14 protein-coding genes are annotated in these 15,373 nt (G+C 39.4%); 8 read left to right on the plus strand and 6 right to left on the minus strand.

Translation table 11 applies throughout. The annotated features are described in order from the left end of the window. Nucleotides 1–89 precede the first annotated feature (89 nt). The 4 genes from VB713_RS07300 to VB713_RS07315 all read left to right on the plus strand — a co-directional run bounded on the left by VB713_RS07300 (nucleotide 90) and on the right by VB713_RS07315 (nucleotide 2,056). A complete protein-coding gene (locus VB713_RS07300) occupies nucleotides 90–269 on the plus strand; it encodes a hypothetical protein (RefSeq protein ID WP_323310903.1) in 180 nt (59 codons plus the stop codon). A gap of 69 nt (nucleotides 270–338) precedes the next feature. Then, nucleotides 339–839 (plus strand): DUF4258 domain-containing protein, encoded by a 501-nt coding sequence (locus tag VB713_RS07305; protein WP_323310904.1) that lies wholly within the window; start codon nucleotides 339–341, stop codon nucleotides 837–839. Between the two features lie 212 nt (nucleotides 840–1,051). Then, the gene (locus tag VB713_RS07310) at nucleotides 1,052–1,294 is read left to right on the plus strand and encodes a YgiT-type zinc finger protein (RefSeq protein ID WP_323310905.1); all 243 of its coding nucleotides are present in this window, start codon (nucleotides 1,052–1,054) and stop codon (nucleotides 1,292–1,294) included. Nucleotides 1,295–1,840: 546 nt separating this feature from the next. Beyond that, complete coding sequence (locus tag VB713_RS07315) at nucleotides 1,841–2,056, plus strand: hypothetical protein (protein WP_323310906.1); 216 nt, start codon at nucleotides 1,841–1,843, stop codon at nucleotides 2,054–2,056. Between the two features lie 300 nt (nucleotides 2,057–2,356). Here VB713_RS07315 and VB713_RS07320 read toward each other — a convergent pair whose 3' ends face one another. Next, nucleotides 2,357–3,562, minus strand: coding sequence for a glutathione S-transferase family protein (locus tag VB713_RS07320; protein ID WP_323310907.1), 1,206 nt, complete (start codon nucleotides 3,560–3,562; stop codon nucleotides 2,357–2,359). Between the two features lie 133 nt (nucleotides 3,563–3,695). Between VB713_RS07320 and VB713_RS07325 the strand changes: the two genes are divergently transcribed. Further along, nucleotides 3,696–3,920 carry a DUF167 domain-containing protein gene (locus VB713_RS07325; protein WP_323310908.1) on the plus strand — a complete coding sequence of 75 codons (225 nt, stop codon included), beginning with the start codon at nucleotides 3,696–3,698 and terminating at the stop codon, nucleotides 3,918–3,920. A gap of 23 nt (nucleotides 3,921–3,943) precedes the next feature. On the opposite strand, the gene VB713_RS07330 is transcribed toward VB713_RS07325, so the two are convergent. Continuing rightward, the gene (locus tag VB713_RS07330) at nucleotides 3,944–5,434 is read right to left on the minus strand and encodes a HAMP domain-containing sensor histidine kinase (RefSeq protein WP_323310909.1); all 1,491 of its coding nucleotides are present in this window, start codon (nucleotides 5,432–5,434) and stop codon (nucleotides 3,944–3,946) included. Between the two features lie 569 nt (nucleotides 5,435–6,003). Between VB713_RS07330 and VB713_RS07335 the strand changes: the two genes are divergently transcribed. The 3 genes from VB713_RS07335 to VB713_RS07345 all read left to right on the plus strand — a co-directional run bounded on the left by VB713_RS07335 (nucleotide 6,004) and on the right by VB713_RS07345 (nucleotide 10,631). After that, nucleotides 6,004–6,450, plus strand: coding sequence for a BON domain-containing protein (locus tag VB713_RS07335; RefSeq protein WP_323310910.1), 447 nt, complete (start codon nucleotides 6,004–6,006; stop codon nucleotides 6,448–6,450). Between the two features lie 589 nt (nucleotides 6,451–7,039). Further along, the gene (locus tag VB713_RS07340) at nucleotides 7,040–8,341 is read left to right on the plus strand and encodes an EndoU domain-containing protein (protein WP_323310911.1); all 1,302 of its coding nucleotides are present in this window, start codon (nucleotides 7,040–7,042) and stop codon (nucleotides 8,339–8,341) included. A 307-nt stretch (nucleotides 8,342–8,648) separates the two neighbouring features. Further along, entirely contained in the window at nucleotides 8,649–10,631 is a 1,983-nt protein-coding gene (locus tag VB713_RS07345) for an AarF/ABC1/UbiB kinase family protein (RefSeq protein ID WP_323310912.1), read from the plus strand. A 149-nt stretch (nucleotides 10,632–10,780) separates the two neighbouring features. On the opposite strand, the gene VB713_RS07350 is transcribed toward VB713_RS07345, so the two are convergent. The 4 genes from VB713_RS07350 to VB713_RS07365 all read right to left on the minus strand — a co-directional run bounded on the left by VB713_RS07350 (nucleotide 10,781) and on the right by VB713_RS07365 (nucleotide 15,142). Continuing rightward, nucleotides 10,781–11,077 carry a type II toxin-antitoxin system RelE/ParE family toxin gene (locus VB713_RS07350; RefSeq protein ID WP_323310913.1) on the minus strand — a complete coding sequence of 99 codons (297 nt, stop codon included), beginning with the start codon at nucleotides 11,075–11,077 and terminating at the stop codon, nucleotides 10,781–10,783. Next, nucleotides 11,078–11,368, minus strand: a complete 291-nt coding sequence (locus tag VB713_RS07355; RefSeq protein ID WP_323310914.1) for a hypothetical protein — start codon at nucleotides 11,366–11,368, stop codon at nucleotides 11,078–11,080. A gap of 176 nt (nucleotides 11,369–11,544) precedes the next feature. Next, on the minus strand, nucleotides 11,545–11,964 hold the full coding sequence (locus VB713_RS07360; protein ID WP_323310915.1) for a hypothetical protein: 420 nt from the start codon (nucleotides 11,962–11,964) through the stop codon (nucleotides 11,545–11,547). A gap of 148 nt (nucleotides 11,965–12,112) precedes the next feature. Then, nucleotides 12,113–15,142 (minus strand): valine--tRNA ligase, encoded by a 3,030-nt coding sequence (locus tag VB713_RS07365; protein WP_323310916.1) that lies wholly within the window; start codon nucleotides 15,140–15,142, stop codon nucleotides 12,113–12,115. Nucleotides 15,143–15,373: the final 231 nt, after the last annotated feature.

The following is a 15,373-nucleotide window of genomic DNA, read 5'->3' on the forward strand; positions in this document are numbered from 1 at the left end:
TCCTCTATCCATATAAGTTACATTTTGTCAAGATAATTTAGATGCGTTTCCCCTGGTTTATCAAGTTAACTTTAACTATAAAGATAGCAATGACAACTATTAAACAAAACTCTCTAACTCGTGTTGTACCAACTAGATTAACCATTAAGGACTATGACCTTTTATCAAATGTCGCCAGACAAAATAAAAGTACAACTTCGGCTTTACTCAGACAGTTAGTGATGAAGTGTATTGAGAAGCAAGATAAAGAAATACCACCACTTGATTAAGTGATGGCATCTCCAAATCAGTTCAAATATACGAAACAAACCAAATTGAGTAAAAGTAAAAATCTAACTATGAATAACAATAATTATAACGCTTTTTCCGATAATCAAGACCTAGAAACAACCGAATTAACACAGGAAGAACATAATCTAATACCGTTACCACTATTGATGCCACAAAAGTTAGATGCTAATCAACATCTACAAAACAGAGAGAATGAAATAGTCTCTACTGTGGTATATAGTAAACCAGCTAAAAATACAGAAGAAGATATTATTGCAGCGATTAACTTAAATCAGGTTTGGGTGACTCGTCATGCAAAAGAAGAAGCAGCAAATGATCACTTATTCATCGATGAAATTAATTTTTCTGCCACTCAAGGACAGATAATCGAAGATTATCCAAATGATACCCCCTATCCTAGTTGCTTGATTTATGGACTCAATCAGAAAGGTGATCCTATTCATAGTGTGTGGGCATATAATAAAGATACAGGGTTAGCCGTGCTAATTACTGTCTATTGTCCTGATCCAAATAAATGGATTAATGGGCGCATTAGAAAAAAAGACTGAGAATCTAAATCGTACTAAATTACTAAGGAACGTGGATTTATTAACTTACAATTTTTGATAACGACAATCTAAGCCAACGTTAGATTACATCCATCAAGAGTTGTACTTTATTTAATCCTCATTCCTAACCTAGATATGGCTGTTTTAGTCTTATCTAGTAACAGTTTAGATCATGGTAACTGGTACCATACAATATATAAGAGGTAATAATTATGATTCCCATTGATAAATGTGTTGTTTGTAATGGCAACTTATTAGAAATTAAAGTCACAGAAATTATCAAAGGTGGTGGTAACACTGCAACATTACAAGTTAATGCTTTAGTTTGCGAAAATTGTGGAGAACGTTTTTATCATGTAGATACCATCAGAAAATTTGAAACTATTAAACTTAAATTAGAAAAACAAGAAACGCAAGACTTAATTGCAGTAGGACAATCTTTTGAGGTTGCATGATTACTAAATTATCAGAAATTGTAACGATGGATGATACATAAAATATCTTGTTTAACTTATGCCAATAACGTATTTCTCTAACTGTAGTTAATACAATGCGGTACTGATGATATATTTACTATGTTCAAAAGTTATATGGGTGTACTCAGATAATAGAAAACATAGTTCCCATTAACTAATGCAAAATAAGGCATTACAAAACATTTAAACTATTTATATTTCATATAGTTTTTATTACTAATGATGAGATTAATAAATATTTGCTTTTTCTATCTCAATACCACTGTTGCCATATAAATAAGCTTTGTATTGACTTTATTAAACGTAATTCCATATCTACTGTTTCTATATGCCTCTACAACAGCAGATATGAATATGACATTGTATGGCAATTTGTACCTAAAACTTAAAACATAGCTGTTACAGCCGAATATGACATGATTAGTTAACTGATATGGTTATTGGCTAAAGCTTAATAAATTTGTTGGATAGGTTTTCAGATAACTATGATCTATACTTAATCTGCTACTTGCCACGATGTAATATATGTCAGATAACGATTGGAGACAACAGGAAACCACTATAGCCGTTGCTAATGATAATACTGGTGAATGGGAGTTTCTATCGTTCCCATCGTGGGAGGAAGCCAGACAAGCTGTTAATGCGACTAGAAGTGAAGATAAAGCTGCTGTTTTCTATGATGGTGCTACTCTTCCTTTCCCACCAGAATTACCTATAGAACTAGAACCACCAAAAGATTGACTATGATTTGACTATGAAGATGAATGACTATCCTTAACTATCAGTCATTACAGTCATTAAAACAGAGGGGAGAAAATTTTCGTGTCACGAGTTCAAGTCTCGTTCCTGGCATTCTGTAAAATAGTACAATTATCCATCATTTCGGATGTAGGGTTTAAACGGTTCCGATAGGTGTTGATAATTGATATTATTATCTCTCAAAAATGAAACGTCATAATTAACCTTTGAGGATGCTAAAAATTGAAATTTTTGGTTACACCAACGGTATTGTGAGTGGTCTAACCGCAAAGTTCATAAATCCTACTTTCTGACAAAGTTAGATGGGTCTTGATCTCGTCGATGCTTGGTGGGAATGGGTTCTGGCTGTCCATCACCTACCAGGGCTGCGGTCTTCTCTAGGGATTCCCTCAATCGCTTGGCTGCATAGATAGACATATCTCTAGGTACATTAATGCGATCGCGCAAATATCGTAAAGCGACATCAGATCCCTGAGGAGGTACACAGTCTTTACCTGTCATCATCTGTGTTAAGGCACAACGTAAGGCTTGATCAAACAACTGATCATCTAAGGGATTGACTCGGATAATATTGGTGTGATGCTCGATAGTTCTTTGCAAAGCTTCCATCCGAGAGTTTTCGGGTTCTGGATAAGTAACATCTGGTAGCCCGAACCAGGGACCATTATCCACCCGCGCTTTATTAATCAGCATTTGGGGTTCGCCGTTTTCCCAACAGCCCCCCATCTGAGGCGGCAAATCATGTGCGTGGGTATGAAAGTCGCTCTGAGTACCGCAGTAGGTAGATCGGCTTTCCATGGCCGCAAACCATGCTTTCAGATGAGGGTTTTCCTCCCGCAGAGAATAGCCTTTGTAGTAGTAAAGGCTTGCATTCATCCGTTCGACATAGGGTGTAAAGATGACATCGACAGTGCCGAAGCTATCTAGAAAGTAAGGACTGGGAGTGCGACTCAGCGCCTCCTCAACCAAAGCTACCACTTCAATAAATTTTTCTCGATTGCGTTGTTCTTGTTGAGAGGAACTTGCTGGGTAGCATAACCAAGTACACCAGGCTCTAAATAAAAGTCGTTCTAATTGACGTAGAGGAAGCACTGTGCGGTCTTCCATACCTTGATTCAATGAACCAAAAGCTTGTTCCAAAGCGATCAAAATATCATCGCTTTCCTTAATAATTCGCCCATCTAGAGCGATCGCAGGGAGCATTCCTGATGGTACTTTACGTTTGTACCAACTTTCTTTCTCTCCATAACAGAACATGGTCACTTTTTCGATGCGGTAAGGAATTTGTTTTTCCTCTAGCCATAACCAAACTTTTTGACAGTAAGGACACCAAGCATGGTTATCACGGTACAGCGTTACCCGCACATCAGATTCGGGATGCCCAAACAAGCGTAACCGGGCTTTAGCATTAGTGAGACCATTAACAGTATCTATTTGATAGTTCGTCAGGGTTTCTAGTTCTTGCCAACTGAGGGGTGCGGTAGTCATAGGGTGAGTTACAATAGGTAATTACTGAAATAATCATAAAACATTACACAGATATAATCAGGCAGATTTAAGTACCTGAATTTTAACACCACTAAATTATTTTTTTATTTTAGTCATTACCTAACTTGGTGTTATGCAAAAAAAGGTCAAAGTTAAACCGAATTCTCAACAACAAAAAATTACCGAACAAGAAGATGGGAGTTTAACTGTACATTTAAAATCACCACCAGTAGATGGTAAAGCTAATGAGGAGTTAATTAAGCTTTTAGCGAAAAAGTTTGATGTCCCCAAATCCTCTATTAGAATTAAGTCTGGTTTAACATCGCGGCAGAAACTGGTAGAAATTGATGATATTTAGAATGTGTTATTAGCAAAACCAAATTATTTAAATACCACTTTTTCTTTACTAACTTCCAACGGTAAGAAAATTGTCAGTACTTCCCCATAGTGAGGGCTTTGGCGCACAATCAACTTACCACCAATTGCTTGAAAAAGATGCTTTGTGGCTGCAATGTTTAAACTAATTGTTCCTGTTTCCGGTTGGAACATTAATAATTGACCTAGAGATTTACGAATTGGTAGTGTTGTAATTCTCGTTGTATCTTGACAATCCAATTGAGGTGTTAATTGCAATTTGAGTTGATCACCGGCGGGAATAACCTGAACCTGAATAGAACTACCAGGAGGTAAACTGCGGGTAAAATTCTCCATTAAACCCGTGAGTACTCGATCTAGCATAGCGGGATTACTAACCACCGTTGGTAGTTGTTGGGGTAAAGCTACATCTAAAGTTAAATTCCGTCGATGGGCTGCTTGTTGCCAACGAGGTATACTTTGCTGTAATACTTGATCCAAAGACATCGGTGTTAGTTGGGTATTTGCAGATTTCGCGGCTGTACAAGTTTCTAATTCGGCTGCTTTAAACAGCAACTCCATCCGGTCAATTTGCTCAGTACATTCGTGATCAATAACTTCTAAGCGTTTAGTTACAGTAGTAGGCAAATCTCGCCGTTTTAGTAACAGACGAGTTAGAGTGCGAATGGTAGTGAGTGGGGTGCGGACTTCGTGAGCAAAGGCTTGTAGTAATTCCACATCAGAACGGGAAGATGGTTTTGGTGATGGGGAAACAGGAGTGTGGGAACGTGGAGAGATGGGGGGAGTATGTGTTGCTTTATCCGCTTCTGGCTCTGCTAATTCCTGAAGCAACAACTGGCTAAATTGAACTATAGTATGGTAACTTGGTGCGGTAGGGGAATAGGTTCCGACTAACATATCCAACTCAGCGAATAATTCTGGATTAGTCAAAATTACCCTAGCTCCGAGCGATCGCCAAGCTTGCTGCACTACCTCTGGCTCAAAGGAAAATAAAAATTCTTTTTTACCGCTTCTATCGGCTGATAAAACCAGAACTAATCTAAATTTTTCTGTGAACACCAAGCAAAACTGCTCTGAACCTAGAGGATCGGCTGGTAATAAAGGTAAAATAGTTTCTGCGTCTGCATTGGCATTAGTTGTGATGAACGCAGCGTCTCGGAAAGCAGACATCCTTTCTTTTTCATCACTTTCTGCGCTTATCGCTGGTGAAACATGAAATGGCATCAGTGCCAACGGATTAAAGGGTTTGGCTGTAAAAGTTACCGTCTGTAAACTTTGAGTTAGCTTTGGCTGACTAAATAAAGGTGCTGGTGCGGTTAAAACTAAACCTTGGGTGATTTCAGGCGAACCTGTTGCTAAATTATTGAGTAGTAGATGTTCTGTTGCTGCCAGGCTAATACGCCATTGCTGCTCTGCTTTGGCAGATGAACACCCAGCCATACTTGATTGGCTTTGGGCTAAAACTTCTCTCAAACTTGGCAAGATCCATTCGTACACAGGTTTTCACCCCTTGATTCAAGATCGTCTAACAGCAGCTAAGGTAGACATTGCACCATATACTTACGAGGTTATAGTCTTTCCTGCACTAGCGACAGTCGTAGAACCGAACAATTGAGGCGCAATTTCCCCTGTAATTACAATTTTAAAGGTCATTGGGGACTGGATACTGGAAATGGGGGAATATTTATCTTTCTCCTGCCTCCTATTAAAATTATCATTTAGGTTGCGTCAAACTTCTCCAAATCTGATAATATCGAGTGATCAATGTGGAACAGCATCATTTACCCTTAAGAAAGCTGTTAGGACTCTAAATGAGATTCAGTAGAGAGTCTTTATACCACATACCAGGGACTACCGTCTGTAGCCAGCATGAAAATTGAATTGGTACTTTTGTTAGAACTGGCTTATGGATTTGAGTCAGAGAAGTTATCCAATCCTCAATTTTCACCAAACTAAGTGCTTAAACCAGCATTGATGTTTTTGTTTAATTTGTTTTTAAGATTCGCTCCTCAGAATCACACACAAATTCAGTTCATCGCTTCACTTAATTCGATTTGGAGATAAACATGAAGAAGCTAATCACCTTTATTGTTAGTGGCATTTTAGTAGCTGGTGTTTTTGGTTGCCAAGAAGCTCCTAAAACTGGTTCAGAAACTCCTGGTACAACTAATGAAGCTACTACAGTACCAGCAAAACCTGCGTCTCAAACTACACAAACTACAGACAAAACTGCTCAACCTATCACAGAAGCTACCGCTACACCAGCTAACACAACCACACAAATTACTCCTGGAACTACTCAAAGCGACCTCAAAGCCGAAGTTAGCAAAAAGTTAAAGGAAGGTTTACCCAGCACTAAGTTGGAAGTAGAGAATAAAGAAGGTGAGATTATTCTCAAAGGTACAGCTGCTTCTCAAAACGAACTCAAAAAAGCGGAAACCTTGACTAAAGAAGTCAAAGGTGTAAAAAGTGTCAAAGTAGAAGCAAAAGTTGCACCTTTGCAAAAGCCATAGGGACGGATAAACCGCACATTCTAGCAATATTTATGTAGGGTAGGTGTCTTGATTCCTAAAATGCAAGATGCCTATTTTACAGAATGATTTATTTTACTATCAGGACTTATGCAAACAGTAAGTCCTGTTTTTTGTTTGTGTAAACGCTATATAATCGACTTATTTTTGAATAAAATGATGGTTTATTTTTTTCATGGAAAGCCAAGAAGCCTGTAATTTTAAAGTCTTGTTCGTTCAAACCAAAATGCTTGGCTACAGTCAAAAAATACTGATATAGTCCACCAATTGCAGCTAACGCAATAGTTGTTCCTTTAGTTTCTTTTACTTGATTTTTGATATTAGTTCTACATTAAATCATCTTTTTTATAGCTTCACTAAGCAGATTTTATAGTATTTTTTAACTTAAGTAACATTAACTATTGAGGATAAGAAAAGTTTAAGGAAGATAAGGAAAGTTTAAGCCTATAAACTAACTTAAGAAAATGGTGAAAATATTGACTTTATCTCAAACAATATAGTAAAAACAATGGCTGAAGGAAATCAATTTCTTGACATCTTGAAAGAATACCATTGAGAAAATTGGATCATTATGTTGCATATATCAACTAAATCTAAATTGACCTCTTCTTTGAAAATAGTAGGTGGAGCAGTTTTTTTACTTGCCATTTTTACCTTGAAGTCCAGCGCAGCAACAATTACGGAAGGATTTGAAACCGGCAGTAAAGGAGCTTATGCTGTAGGTGATGTCACTCTCAGCACAGGAGTTTGGACATTAAATGATGCCTTAATTGCCAATGGTAGCGATGCAAAAGACAGAAAAAGTGGCGCTCAATCTTCCAGAGTTCGCAGTAGTGGTGCGATCGCAATGAAGTTTGATCGGACTACGGGTGCTGGTATAGTTACTGTTAAACACGCCGTATATGGAACGGATGCCAGTAGCACTTGGCAGTTACAATGTTCAACTAATGGTGGTAGTTCCTGGACACAAGTTGGTTCAACAGTTACTACCAGTTCATCCACACTGTCTACAGCCACATTCACACCTAATATTTCTGGAACAGTCCGCTGTCAAGTCAAAAAAACCAGCGGTGGTACTAGCAACAGAATCAATATTGATGATATCTCCATCACCGATTATGGTTCTTCTGGTGGTACTCCTACTTTACCTTCAGGTTCAGTCCCATTTTTTGATAATACCAACAACCCTATATCTGGACTAGCTTATGGTAGCCCTGCCGATGTGACACCCGTAGCCCCAACTCTCAACAGTTTTGATAACGCAGTTAATACCCTTTGTGGCGCACCAGGCACGGCAGTTAGTCGTTCTAGCTTCCAAACATTGATGAACAATAATCCCACTGTGTTAGCTAGTGTTAAGTCTTACGTGGGCGGATTTTTGGTAGCTGGACGTACCACAGATTCACAGTTTTTAAGCGATTTAACTGATGTTTGGTTTAATGTTGCTGGGTTTGATCATGTATTCTGTGGTGAACCTGTATCGGGTGGTGCTATTGGCGGACTACATTTTGTTGGTCGCTACGTGCAACTACAAAATGATGGTTTAGCTGGTAGAAAAGCCAATAACTCATCCAATGAAGAGGTTGATCCTGGTGCTATTTACACAATAGGTGCGATCGTTAAGGTAGGTTCTGGGATTTCTCAGTCTAATATTAAAGGCTATGGTTACACCCTCAATGCCGAAGACATTTTGAAAATGGGTGCGAAGGCTTACAAGCAGAATCCTAATACCACCGGTACTAACACGGCTTGTCATTGGACTATCACAGATGATGGTGAAACCTTTAAATCAGTATTTGTGAGAAGAAGTGGTGGTATTCGCACTTTCTATCCAGATGCTACTCCTAGCGGTAATCCTGACTGTACACCGTGAGTTGCTAGTCAGGAGTCAGGAGAAAGAATCAATTTTGATGTTTAAATCCATGAATTTTGAGTTATTTTCTCCACAAACTAGCCCTTTCCAGGTAACTAACCATACCTTGTTTCATTGATTCAATTTTGGGCGTTGCATAAGTGCGGGACGAATTTAGAAGTTGAAACCATCTAAAACTTCGTGCCAAATTACACGAAATCATCTCATGATTCGGTAATGCCCAAATTTCTATATTTTGGACAGATGCTAAAATGACAACGTATTGTTACAATACTTAACAGCGTTCATCAAACCGGTGGCTTTCTTCATGATGGTTAAGACATTTCCCCCCAGTTCCCAATCAACTCCGAAGGACAGTCACGTAGGCGAATTGTCCGTGATCGAAGTGGTACCAGAAAATGGGACAACAGCCAAGGCTGTCCATTCACCAGAATCAGCATTACAGAAACCGTTAGTGGTAGTTAAAGCTGAATCGGAGAGACTGGATTACGATCCTGAAGAAATCGGCGCACATTACGCAAAGAAACCTCTGCAAGTTTTGCGGCGGATTTTGGCGGTTTTACGACCAACTTTGTCCTATGTTTTGGGAATGTGGTTGGATAAAAAACGGGGAATTGTCGTCAAAAATGATCTCCGTCGAGCGGTTCAATTACGAGAGTTGCTGACGAAATTAGGGCCTGCTTACATTAAGATTGGCCAGGCTTTGTCTACCAGACCGGATTTAGTTCCTCCGGTATACTTGGAAGAATTAACTAAGTTACAAGACCAGTTACCGCCTTTTCCGAATGAATTAGCTTACCAGTTTATTGAAGAAGAATTAGGAGCAACTCCAGAGGAGATTTACGCAGAAATTTCAGCCGAACCAATTGCGGCGGCTTCTTTGGGACAGGTTTACAAAGGTAAGCTCAAAACTGGGGAAGAAGTAGCAATTAAAGTCCAGCGTCCCGATTTGCGAGAAAGAATCACCATTGACTTGTATATTTTGCGCTACTTGGCTGGGTTTGTACAAAGAAAAGTCAAACGAGTACGGAGTGATTTAGTTGGGATTTTGGATGAATTGGGCGATCGCATTTTTGAAGAAATGGACTACATCCACGAAGGCGAAAATGCTGAACGTTTCTTTGAATTATACGGTCATATGCAAGATGTATATGTACCAAAAATCTATTGGGAATACACCAACCGTCGTGTATTGACGATGGAGTGGATCAACGGCATTAAATTAACCCAAGCACAAGAACTTCAGGATCTGGGTATAAATGCTCGTTATTTAATTGAAGTCGGTGTCCAGTGTTCCCTGCGTCAATTACTAGAACATGGGTTTTTCCATGCTGACCCCCACCCTGGTAACTTGTTAGCCACTTTTGATGGTAAATTGGCTTATCTTGACTTCGGGATGATGAGTGAGATTAAGCCACCACAACGTTACGGTTTAATTGAAGCGATCGTTCACGTCGTTAATCGGGACTTTGACTTATTAGCACAAGACTACGTTAAATTAGAATTTCTCACCCCAGAAACCGATTTAACACCAATTATTCCCGCCTTTTCTAGAGTATTTGCTAATGCTCAAGGCGCAAGTGTAGCCGAACTTAACATTAAAAGCATCACCGACGATTTATCAGCTTTAATGTATGAATATCCCTTCCGCGTACCTGCTTACTACGCTTTAATTATTCGTTCGTTGGTGACATTGGAAGGTATTGCTATTTATGTAGATCCAGATTTTAAAGTTCTTAGTGAAGCTTATCCTTATGTTTCTAAACGCCTATTAACTGACCCAGCAGATGAATTAAGAACATCATTGAAAGATTTACTCTTTAAAGATGGTAAATTCCGTTGGAACCGCTTAGAAAACCTCTTAAAAAATGCCCGGAATAGTCAAGATTATGACTTGAGCTTAGTACTCAATCAGGGAGTAGAATTTCTGTCTTCCGAACGAGGTGAATTTATTCGTGACAGATTAGTAGATGAGTTTGTCAACGGAATTGATGCTGTCAGTAAAAATGTCTTGCATAACTTTACTTACCTACTACGAGAAAGAGTAGGATTAACATCAGTTAATGAAACTCCTGGTGCAACAGTCGAACAACAACAAAACTTAGAGCATATCAAACGAATTTTAGGTATTCTCAGAGAAACAAAAGGTTTTGATGTTGCCCAAATTGCTCCTCAATTAGCACAAGTACTTGTTAACCCCAGAGTGCATCATTTAGGTCAACAAATTGCTAGTCGTTTTACACAAAAAGCTTTAACAAAGTTAATTCGGCAATTGTTAGCAGCAGAATAAAATAGGAGATTGGTAATGGAGATTGGGGGTTAGGGATTCATCAAAGTTTCTCCCATCTCCTAGAACACCAATTCAGTATTCAAAATTATGAATAAAAAATCAGTTTTTCTCATTCTTACACGCATACTCTAGAGTGGACGTGATCACACTCAGTTATTAGGAAAAACACCCTGCAAATCACGATATCCACTGACAACACGCAGAATTTCGACATTATCCTCAAGAACTTGATAAAAGACGATGTAATCCATCATCAAAAGTCCTCGTAAACCAGGTCGTAGTCGAGCGTAAGACTTACCAATATATGGAAAACGTGCAAGGTGTTGGCACTTTTGGTTGAATGTTTGTACGAAGCGATCACCAGCATCCACACTCCTCTCCAGAAAATAATCAGAAATTGCTTCCAAGTCTCGGCTGGCGGTAGCTGTAATCCGTAGATACCTCATTCATGCTAAGGCAGATCTGGCTGCTTCCACCTTACTGCGTAATCGAGCTAGTACAACATCTGCGTCTAAAACATCACCTCGCTCTGCTGCCTGTACACCTTCTTCGATCTTTAGTCGTGTTTGTTCAACCCAAGCGAGATATTCTGGGGTTTCGTCTGAATCTTGCTGTGTGATCTCATCAGCAAGTAGAACAAGAGCTGTATCAATTGCATCTTCTAGAGAAGCATACCCACCCTGCTGCGAGAGGGATTCAAGAATTTGGCTCTGCTGTGAACTAAGGGTGATTTGCATATCTGTTCAGTACTTGAGGCTATTGGTTGGGGTTTGAAAGAAAGGGCTATATTCTAAATATAGCTGTATTAACCCAAATTGCTAGTTCTAGGTTTATTCTCGGAACATTTGTGTTATTAGATATCTACCTCACCTCATTATATCTAAAAGCCAGATTACTCCCAATTGAGTTGAGCTTATGGCTCAGTTTTCTCTCGATTAATGTTTTCTTCTAGAGATTGAATTTGTTCACGACGAGCTTCTAATTCTAAGGAACGACGCGCTAAATCTTGGTTTTGCAAAGTTAATGCCTGTCGCCAATTTTCCGCTTGTTCCGCTTCTTTTTGTAAAAATTCTGGGGTAATACCAGTTTTGAGATAAGTTTGCACTAGATAGACTATCCAACAAGTAGCATCTTCAATAACTTCTATATCACCTGTAGAGGAAAGCTCAACTAACACAAGCACTTTTTCGTTCATGGTGTTTCCTTTTCCCAAGAGAATAAATGCCTCTTCAGAAATAATTGACCATAAATGTTCAGCTTCCTGACGTGCTAACAGGCGTAATTGATACTGGTCTAAAAAATCATTTTTACGTACTTGGGCTAAATATAGCATTGTCGCTGCGTCCCCAATTCAAAATTAGGTAATTGGTAATTGGTAATTGGTAATTGGTAATTGGTAATTGGTAATTGGTGATTGGTAATTGGTAATTGGTAATTGGTCAATTTCTTTCAGTCACCTGTCACCGATTACCTCTCACTTGTTATAAAGTAAGCAAGCGATCGCGCAAAATTTCCGCTTGTTTCTCAGCCTCTATTAAAGCATCACGCACACCTTGAACTACATCTGCGGGAGCTTTATCCACAAACTTAGAATTACTCAGTCTAGCACGTAGGGATGCAGCTTCTGCTTCGGCTTTGCTGATACTTTTCTCTAGTTTGGCACGGAGAGCTTCAATATCTACCACACCTTTCAAGGGAATTACAACTTGAACAGTACCAACAACACCAGAAATAGAATTGTCTGATTCTTCGGTTTGGGTAGGTTCTGGCTGTGGTAGATTTTGGTTATCAATTTGCTTGGATAGATTGGGCAAATTTGCAAATAACTTTTGTCTACTTTCAGCATTGAGTATATTGTAAACAATAAACCAACCTGCATAACCAAGACCAACTGTTTCAAAGAAAGTACCAAAAATTGGAATACGTAGAGATGCATTCCCGACCACAATAGCAACTCTTAACAAGACAAGTCCGACAATAATTAAGCCAATAATTTTTAACCCCTTAAAAGCTGATTTGGTAGCAACAGGTTGGCTTTTTTGTTCATCAATCAGAGTTTTATCAGTAATAGTTAAAGTTTCTACCTTTGCCAAATCTTGAATATAAGATTGTCCAGCATTGAGAATGAAACGCTCACTGGCATTTTCACTTTGCAAATTAGCAGTGACTTTCACTCCAGGTTTAATATCAGCTTCCGCCCGTAAATTGCGAATTGTGCGAATAGTATTAATTAACAATTCAAACTGTTCTTCTAAAGCTTGATCAATTAATTTATCATCCGCTTCAGGATAGGATTGTAAGGGTAAAATTTGGGGATTTTCTGCTGGTTGTTGAGTGAGGGTTTGCCAAATTTCCTCAGTGATATGAGGCATTAAGGGATGAAGTAGTTTTAAAATTCCTTCAAGTATATAGGCAAGAATTTGCTGGGCAACTTGGCGAGATGCGGGGTCTGCATCTTTCTGTAATCTGGATTTTACTAATTCAATATACCAATCACAAAAATCACCCCAAATAAACTCATACAGTCCTTTGGCTGCTTCACCTAAACCGTAATTGTCGATATAGTTAGTGGTTTGTTTAATTACTTGATGATAACGGGAAATAATCCATTTATCACTGAGTTCTGTCGGCTCAGGTTTACCTAATTGGGCTGGAGTTTGTCCATCCAAATTCATCATTACAAATCTGGCAGCATTCCATAACTTATTGGCAAAGTTACGAGAAGCTTCTACAGATATTGATTCATCTTTTTTGCGGTCATATTCTAAACGAATATCTTGACCAGCTCCAGCAACTTCTTTAATTAAGGTATACCGTAAAGCATCAGTTCCATATTTGGCAATTAGCAATAATGGGTCAATGCCATTATTTGCCGATTTCGACATCTTTTTATTATTTTCATCCCTGACTAAACCATGAATATAAACAGTTTTAAACGGCATTTGTCCGGTGAAATATCCTGCCAGCATCGTCATTCTGGCTACCCAGAAAAAGATGATATCAAAACCTGTAACTAAGGTGGCGTTGGGGTAATAAGTTGCTAAATCTGGAGTTTTTTCTGGCCAGCCTAAAGTGGAAAATGGCCATAAACCAGAAGAAAACCAAGTATCTAAAACATCGGGGTCTTGTTCTAATTGAACGTTTTCCCCAAATTGTGATTTGGCTTTTTCCCAAGCTTCAGCTTCCGTTCGCGCTACGAAATGGGGTGTTGAGTCGGTGATTTGTCCGCCGGTTTCGCTGATAGCATACCAAGCGGGAATTTGATGACCCCACCACAGTTGACGGGAAATACACCAGTCACGCAGATTTACTAACCAGTCACGATAGACTTTTGTCCAGCGTTGGGGAACGAAATCTGGTGAATTTTGATTATCTAAGAATTCGAGAGTTTTGTCAGCAAGGGGGCGAATATTGACAAACCACTGGGTAGAAAGTAGGGGTTCAACGGGGACTTTACCGCGATCGCTATAAGGTACAGTATGTTTATAATCTTCTATCTTCACCAAAACCCCATCTGCTTCTAGGCGAGAAATCACATTTTTCCTAGCTACAAAGCGGTCTTGACCTTGAAACTCCCCGGCATTCTCATTCAGAGTACCGTCTTTATTCATAATATTGATAAACGGCAAATCATGACGTTTACCCATTTCAAAATCATTGGGGTCATGGGCTGGAGTTACTTTCACGCAACCCGTACCAAAAGTAGGATCAACCAATTCATCACCAATTATCGGGATTTCTCGGTTCATAATTGGCAAAGTCAGCATTTTACCAATTAAATGTTTATACCTTTCATCTCCGGGATTAACCGCAACTGCTGTATCACCTAACATTGTTTCTGGTCGAGTCGTCGCCACTTCTACAAAACCAGAACCATCACTCAGGGGATAGCGGAAGTGCCAAAGATTACCATTTACCTCCTTTGGTTCCACTTCCAAATCAGACACCGCAGACTGAGAAGCTGGACACCAGTTAACTAAATAATTACCGCGATAAATCAACTTTTCGTCATACAGGCGGATAAATGCTTCTACAACAGCTTTTGATAAACCTGCATCTAAAGTGAAGCGTTCCCGCGTCCAGTCCACCGAAACACCCAAACGGCGCAGTTGATTAACAATTGTCCCCCCAGATTCGGCTTTCCATTGCCAAGCCCGTTCTAGGAATTTTTCCCGTCCCAAGTCATAGCGAGTTTTACCTTCAGCCTTGAGTTGCTTTTCCAGAATAGTTTGCACAGCAATACTGGCGTGGTCAGTTCCCGGTAGCCAGAGGGTATTGCGTCCTTTCATGCGATGGTAGCGCACGAGGGTATCAATCAACGCACTTTCAAAGGCATGACCCATGTGCAAACTGCCTGTTACATTTGGGGGAGGAATAACGATACAGTAGGGTTCGCCCTTATGGTTGGGGTCAGCTTTATAGACTTGTTTTTCTTCCCAGAATTTTTGCCATTTGGCTTCTGTGGAGAAGGGTTCGTAGAGACTAGGGAGATTAGGAATAGTTGCGGTCATGCTGGGAATAATCAGTTTTTGAGGACTCTGATCAATTTTGCCACAGGGTTGGAGGAGGATTGTGGATTAGCTTCTAATTTTTCAACCCAACCTGTCATAAATACTCGTACAAAATAAATTGCATAATTATGCAAAGAATATAGAGAACAGGGAATAGTGAAAGAATACAGCACTTCCCGCTCTTATGAGGTACATCTTAGCCCCCTCCCCGCAAGCGATGAGGGGGTTGGG

It is taken from the genome of Anabaena cylindrica UHCC 0172 (genome assembly GCF_034931625.1).
GTDB lineage: Bacteria > Cyanobacteriota > Cyanobacteriia > Cyanobacteriales > Nostocaceae > Anabaena > Anabaena cylindrica_A.

Bases quoted from the DNA above. Each gene is read 5' to 3' on its own strand.
- VB713_RS07300 (WP_323310903.1), top strand. From the start codon at position 90: ATGACAACTATTAAACAAAACTCTCTAACTCGTGTTGTACCAACTAGA.
- VB713_RS07305 (WP_323310904.1), top strand. From the start codon at position 339: ATGAATAACAATAATTATAACGCTTTTTCCGATAATCAAGACCTAGAA.
- VB713_RS07310 (WP_323310905.1), top strand. From the start codon at position 1,052: ATGATTCCCATTGATAAATGTGTTGTTTGTAATGGCAACTTATTAGAA.
- VB713_RS07315 (WP_323310906.1), top strand. From the start codon at position 1,841: ATGTCAGATAACGATTGGAGACAACAGGAAACCACTATAGCCGTTGCT.
- VB713_RS07320 (WP_323310907.1), bottom strand. From the start codon at position 3,562: ATGACTACCGCACCCCTCAGTTGGCAAGAACTAGAAACCCTGACGAAC.
- VB713_RS07325 (WP_323310908.1), top strand. From the start codon at position 3,696: ATGCAAAAAAAGGTCAAAGTTAAACCGAATTCTCAACAACAAAAAATT.
- VB713_RS07335 (WP_323310910.1), top strand. From the start codon at position 6,004: ATGAAGAAGCTAATCACCTTTATTGTTAGTGGCATTTTAGTAGCTGGT.
- VB713_RS07340 (WP_323310911.1), top strand. From the start codon at position 7,040: ATGTTGCATATATCAACTAAATCTAAATTGACCTCTTCTTTGAAAATA.
- VB713_RS07345 (WP_323310912.1), top strand. From the start codon at position 8,649: ATGATGGTTAAGACATTTCCCCCCAGTTCCCAATCAACTCCGAAGGAC.
- VB713_RS07350 (WP_323310913.1), bottom strand. From the start codon at position 11,077: ATGAGGTATCTACGGATTACAGCTACCGCCAGCCGAGACTTGGAAGCA.
- VB713_RS07355 (WP_323310914.1), bottom strand. From the start codon at position 11,368: ATGCAAATCACCCTTAGTTCACAGCAGAGCCAAATTCTTGAATCCCTC.
- VB713_RS07360 (WP_323310915.1), bottom strand. From the start codon at position 11,964: ATGCTATATTTAGCCCAAGTACGTAAAAATGATTTTTTAGACCAGTAT.
- VB713_RS07365 (WP_323310916.1), bottom strand. From the start codon at position 15,142: ATGACCGCAACTATTCCTAATCTCCCTAGTCTCTACGAACCCTTCTCC.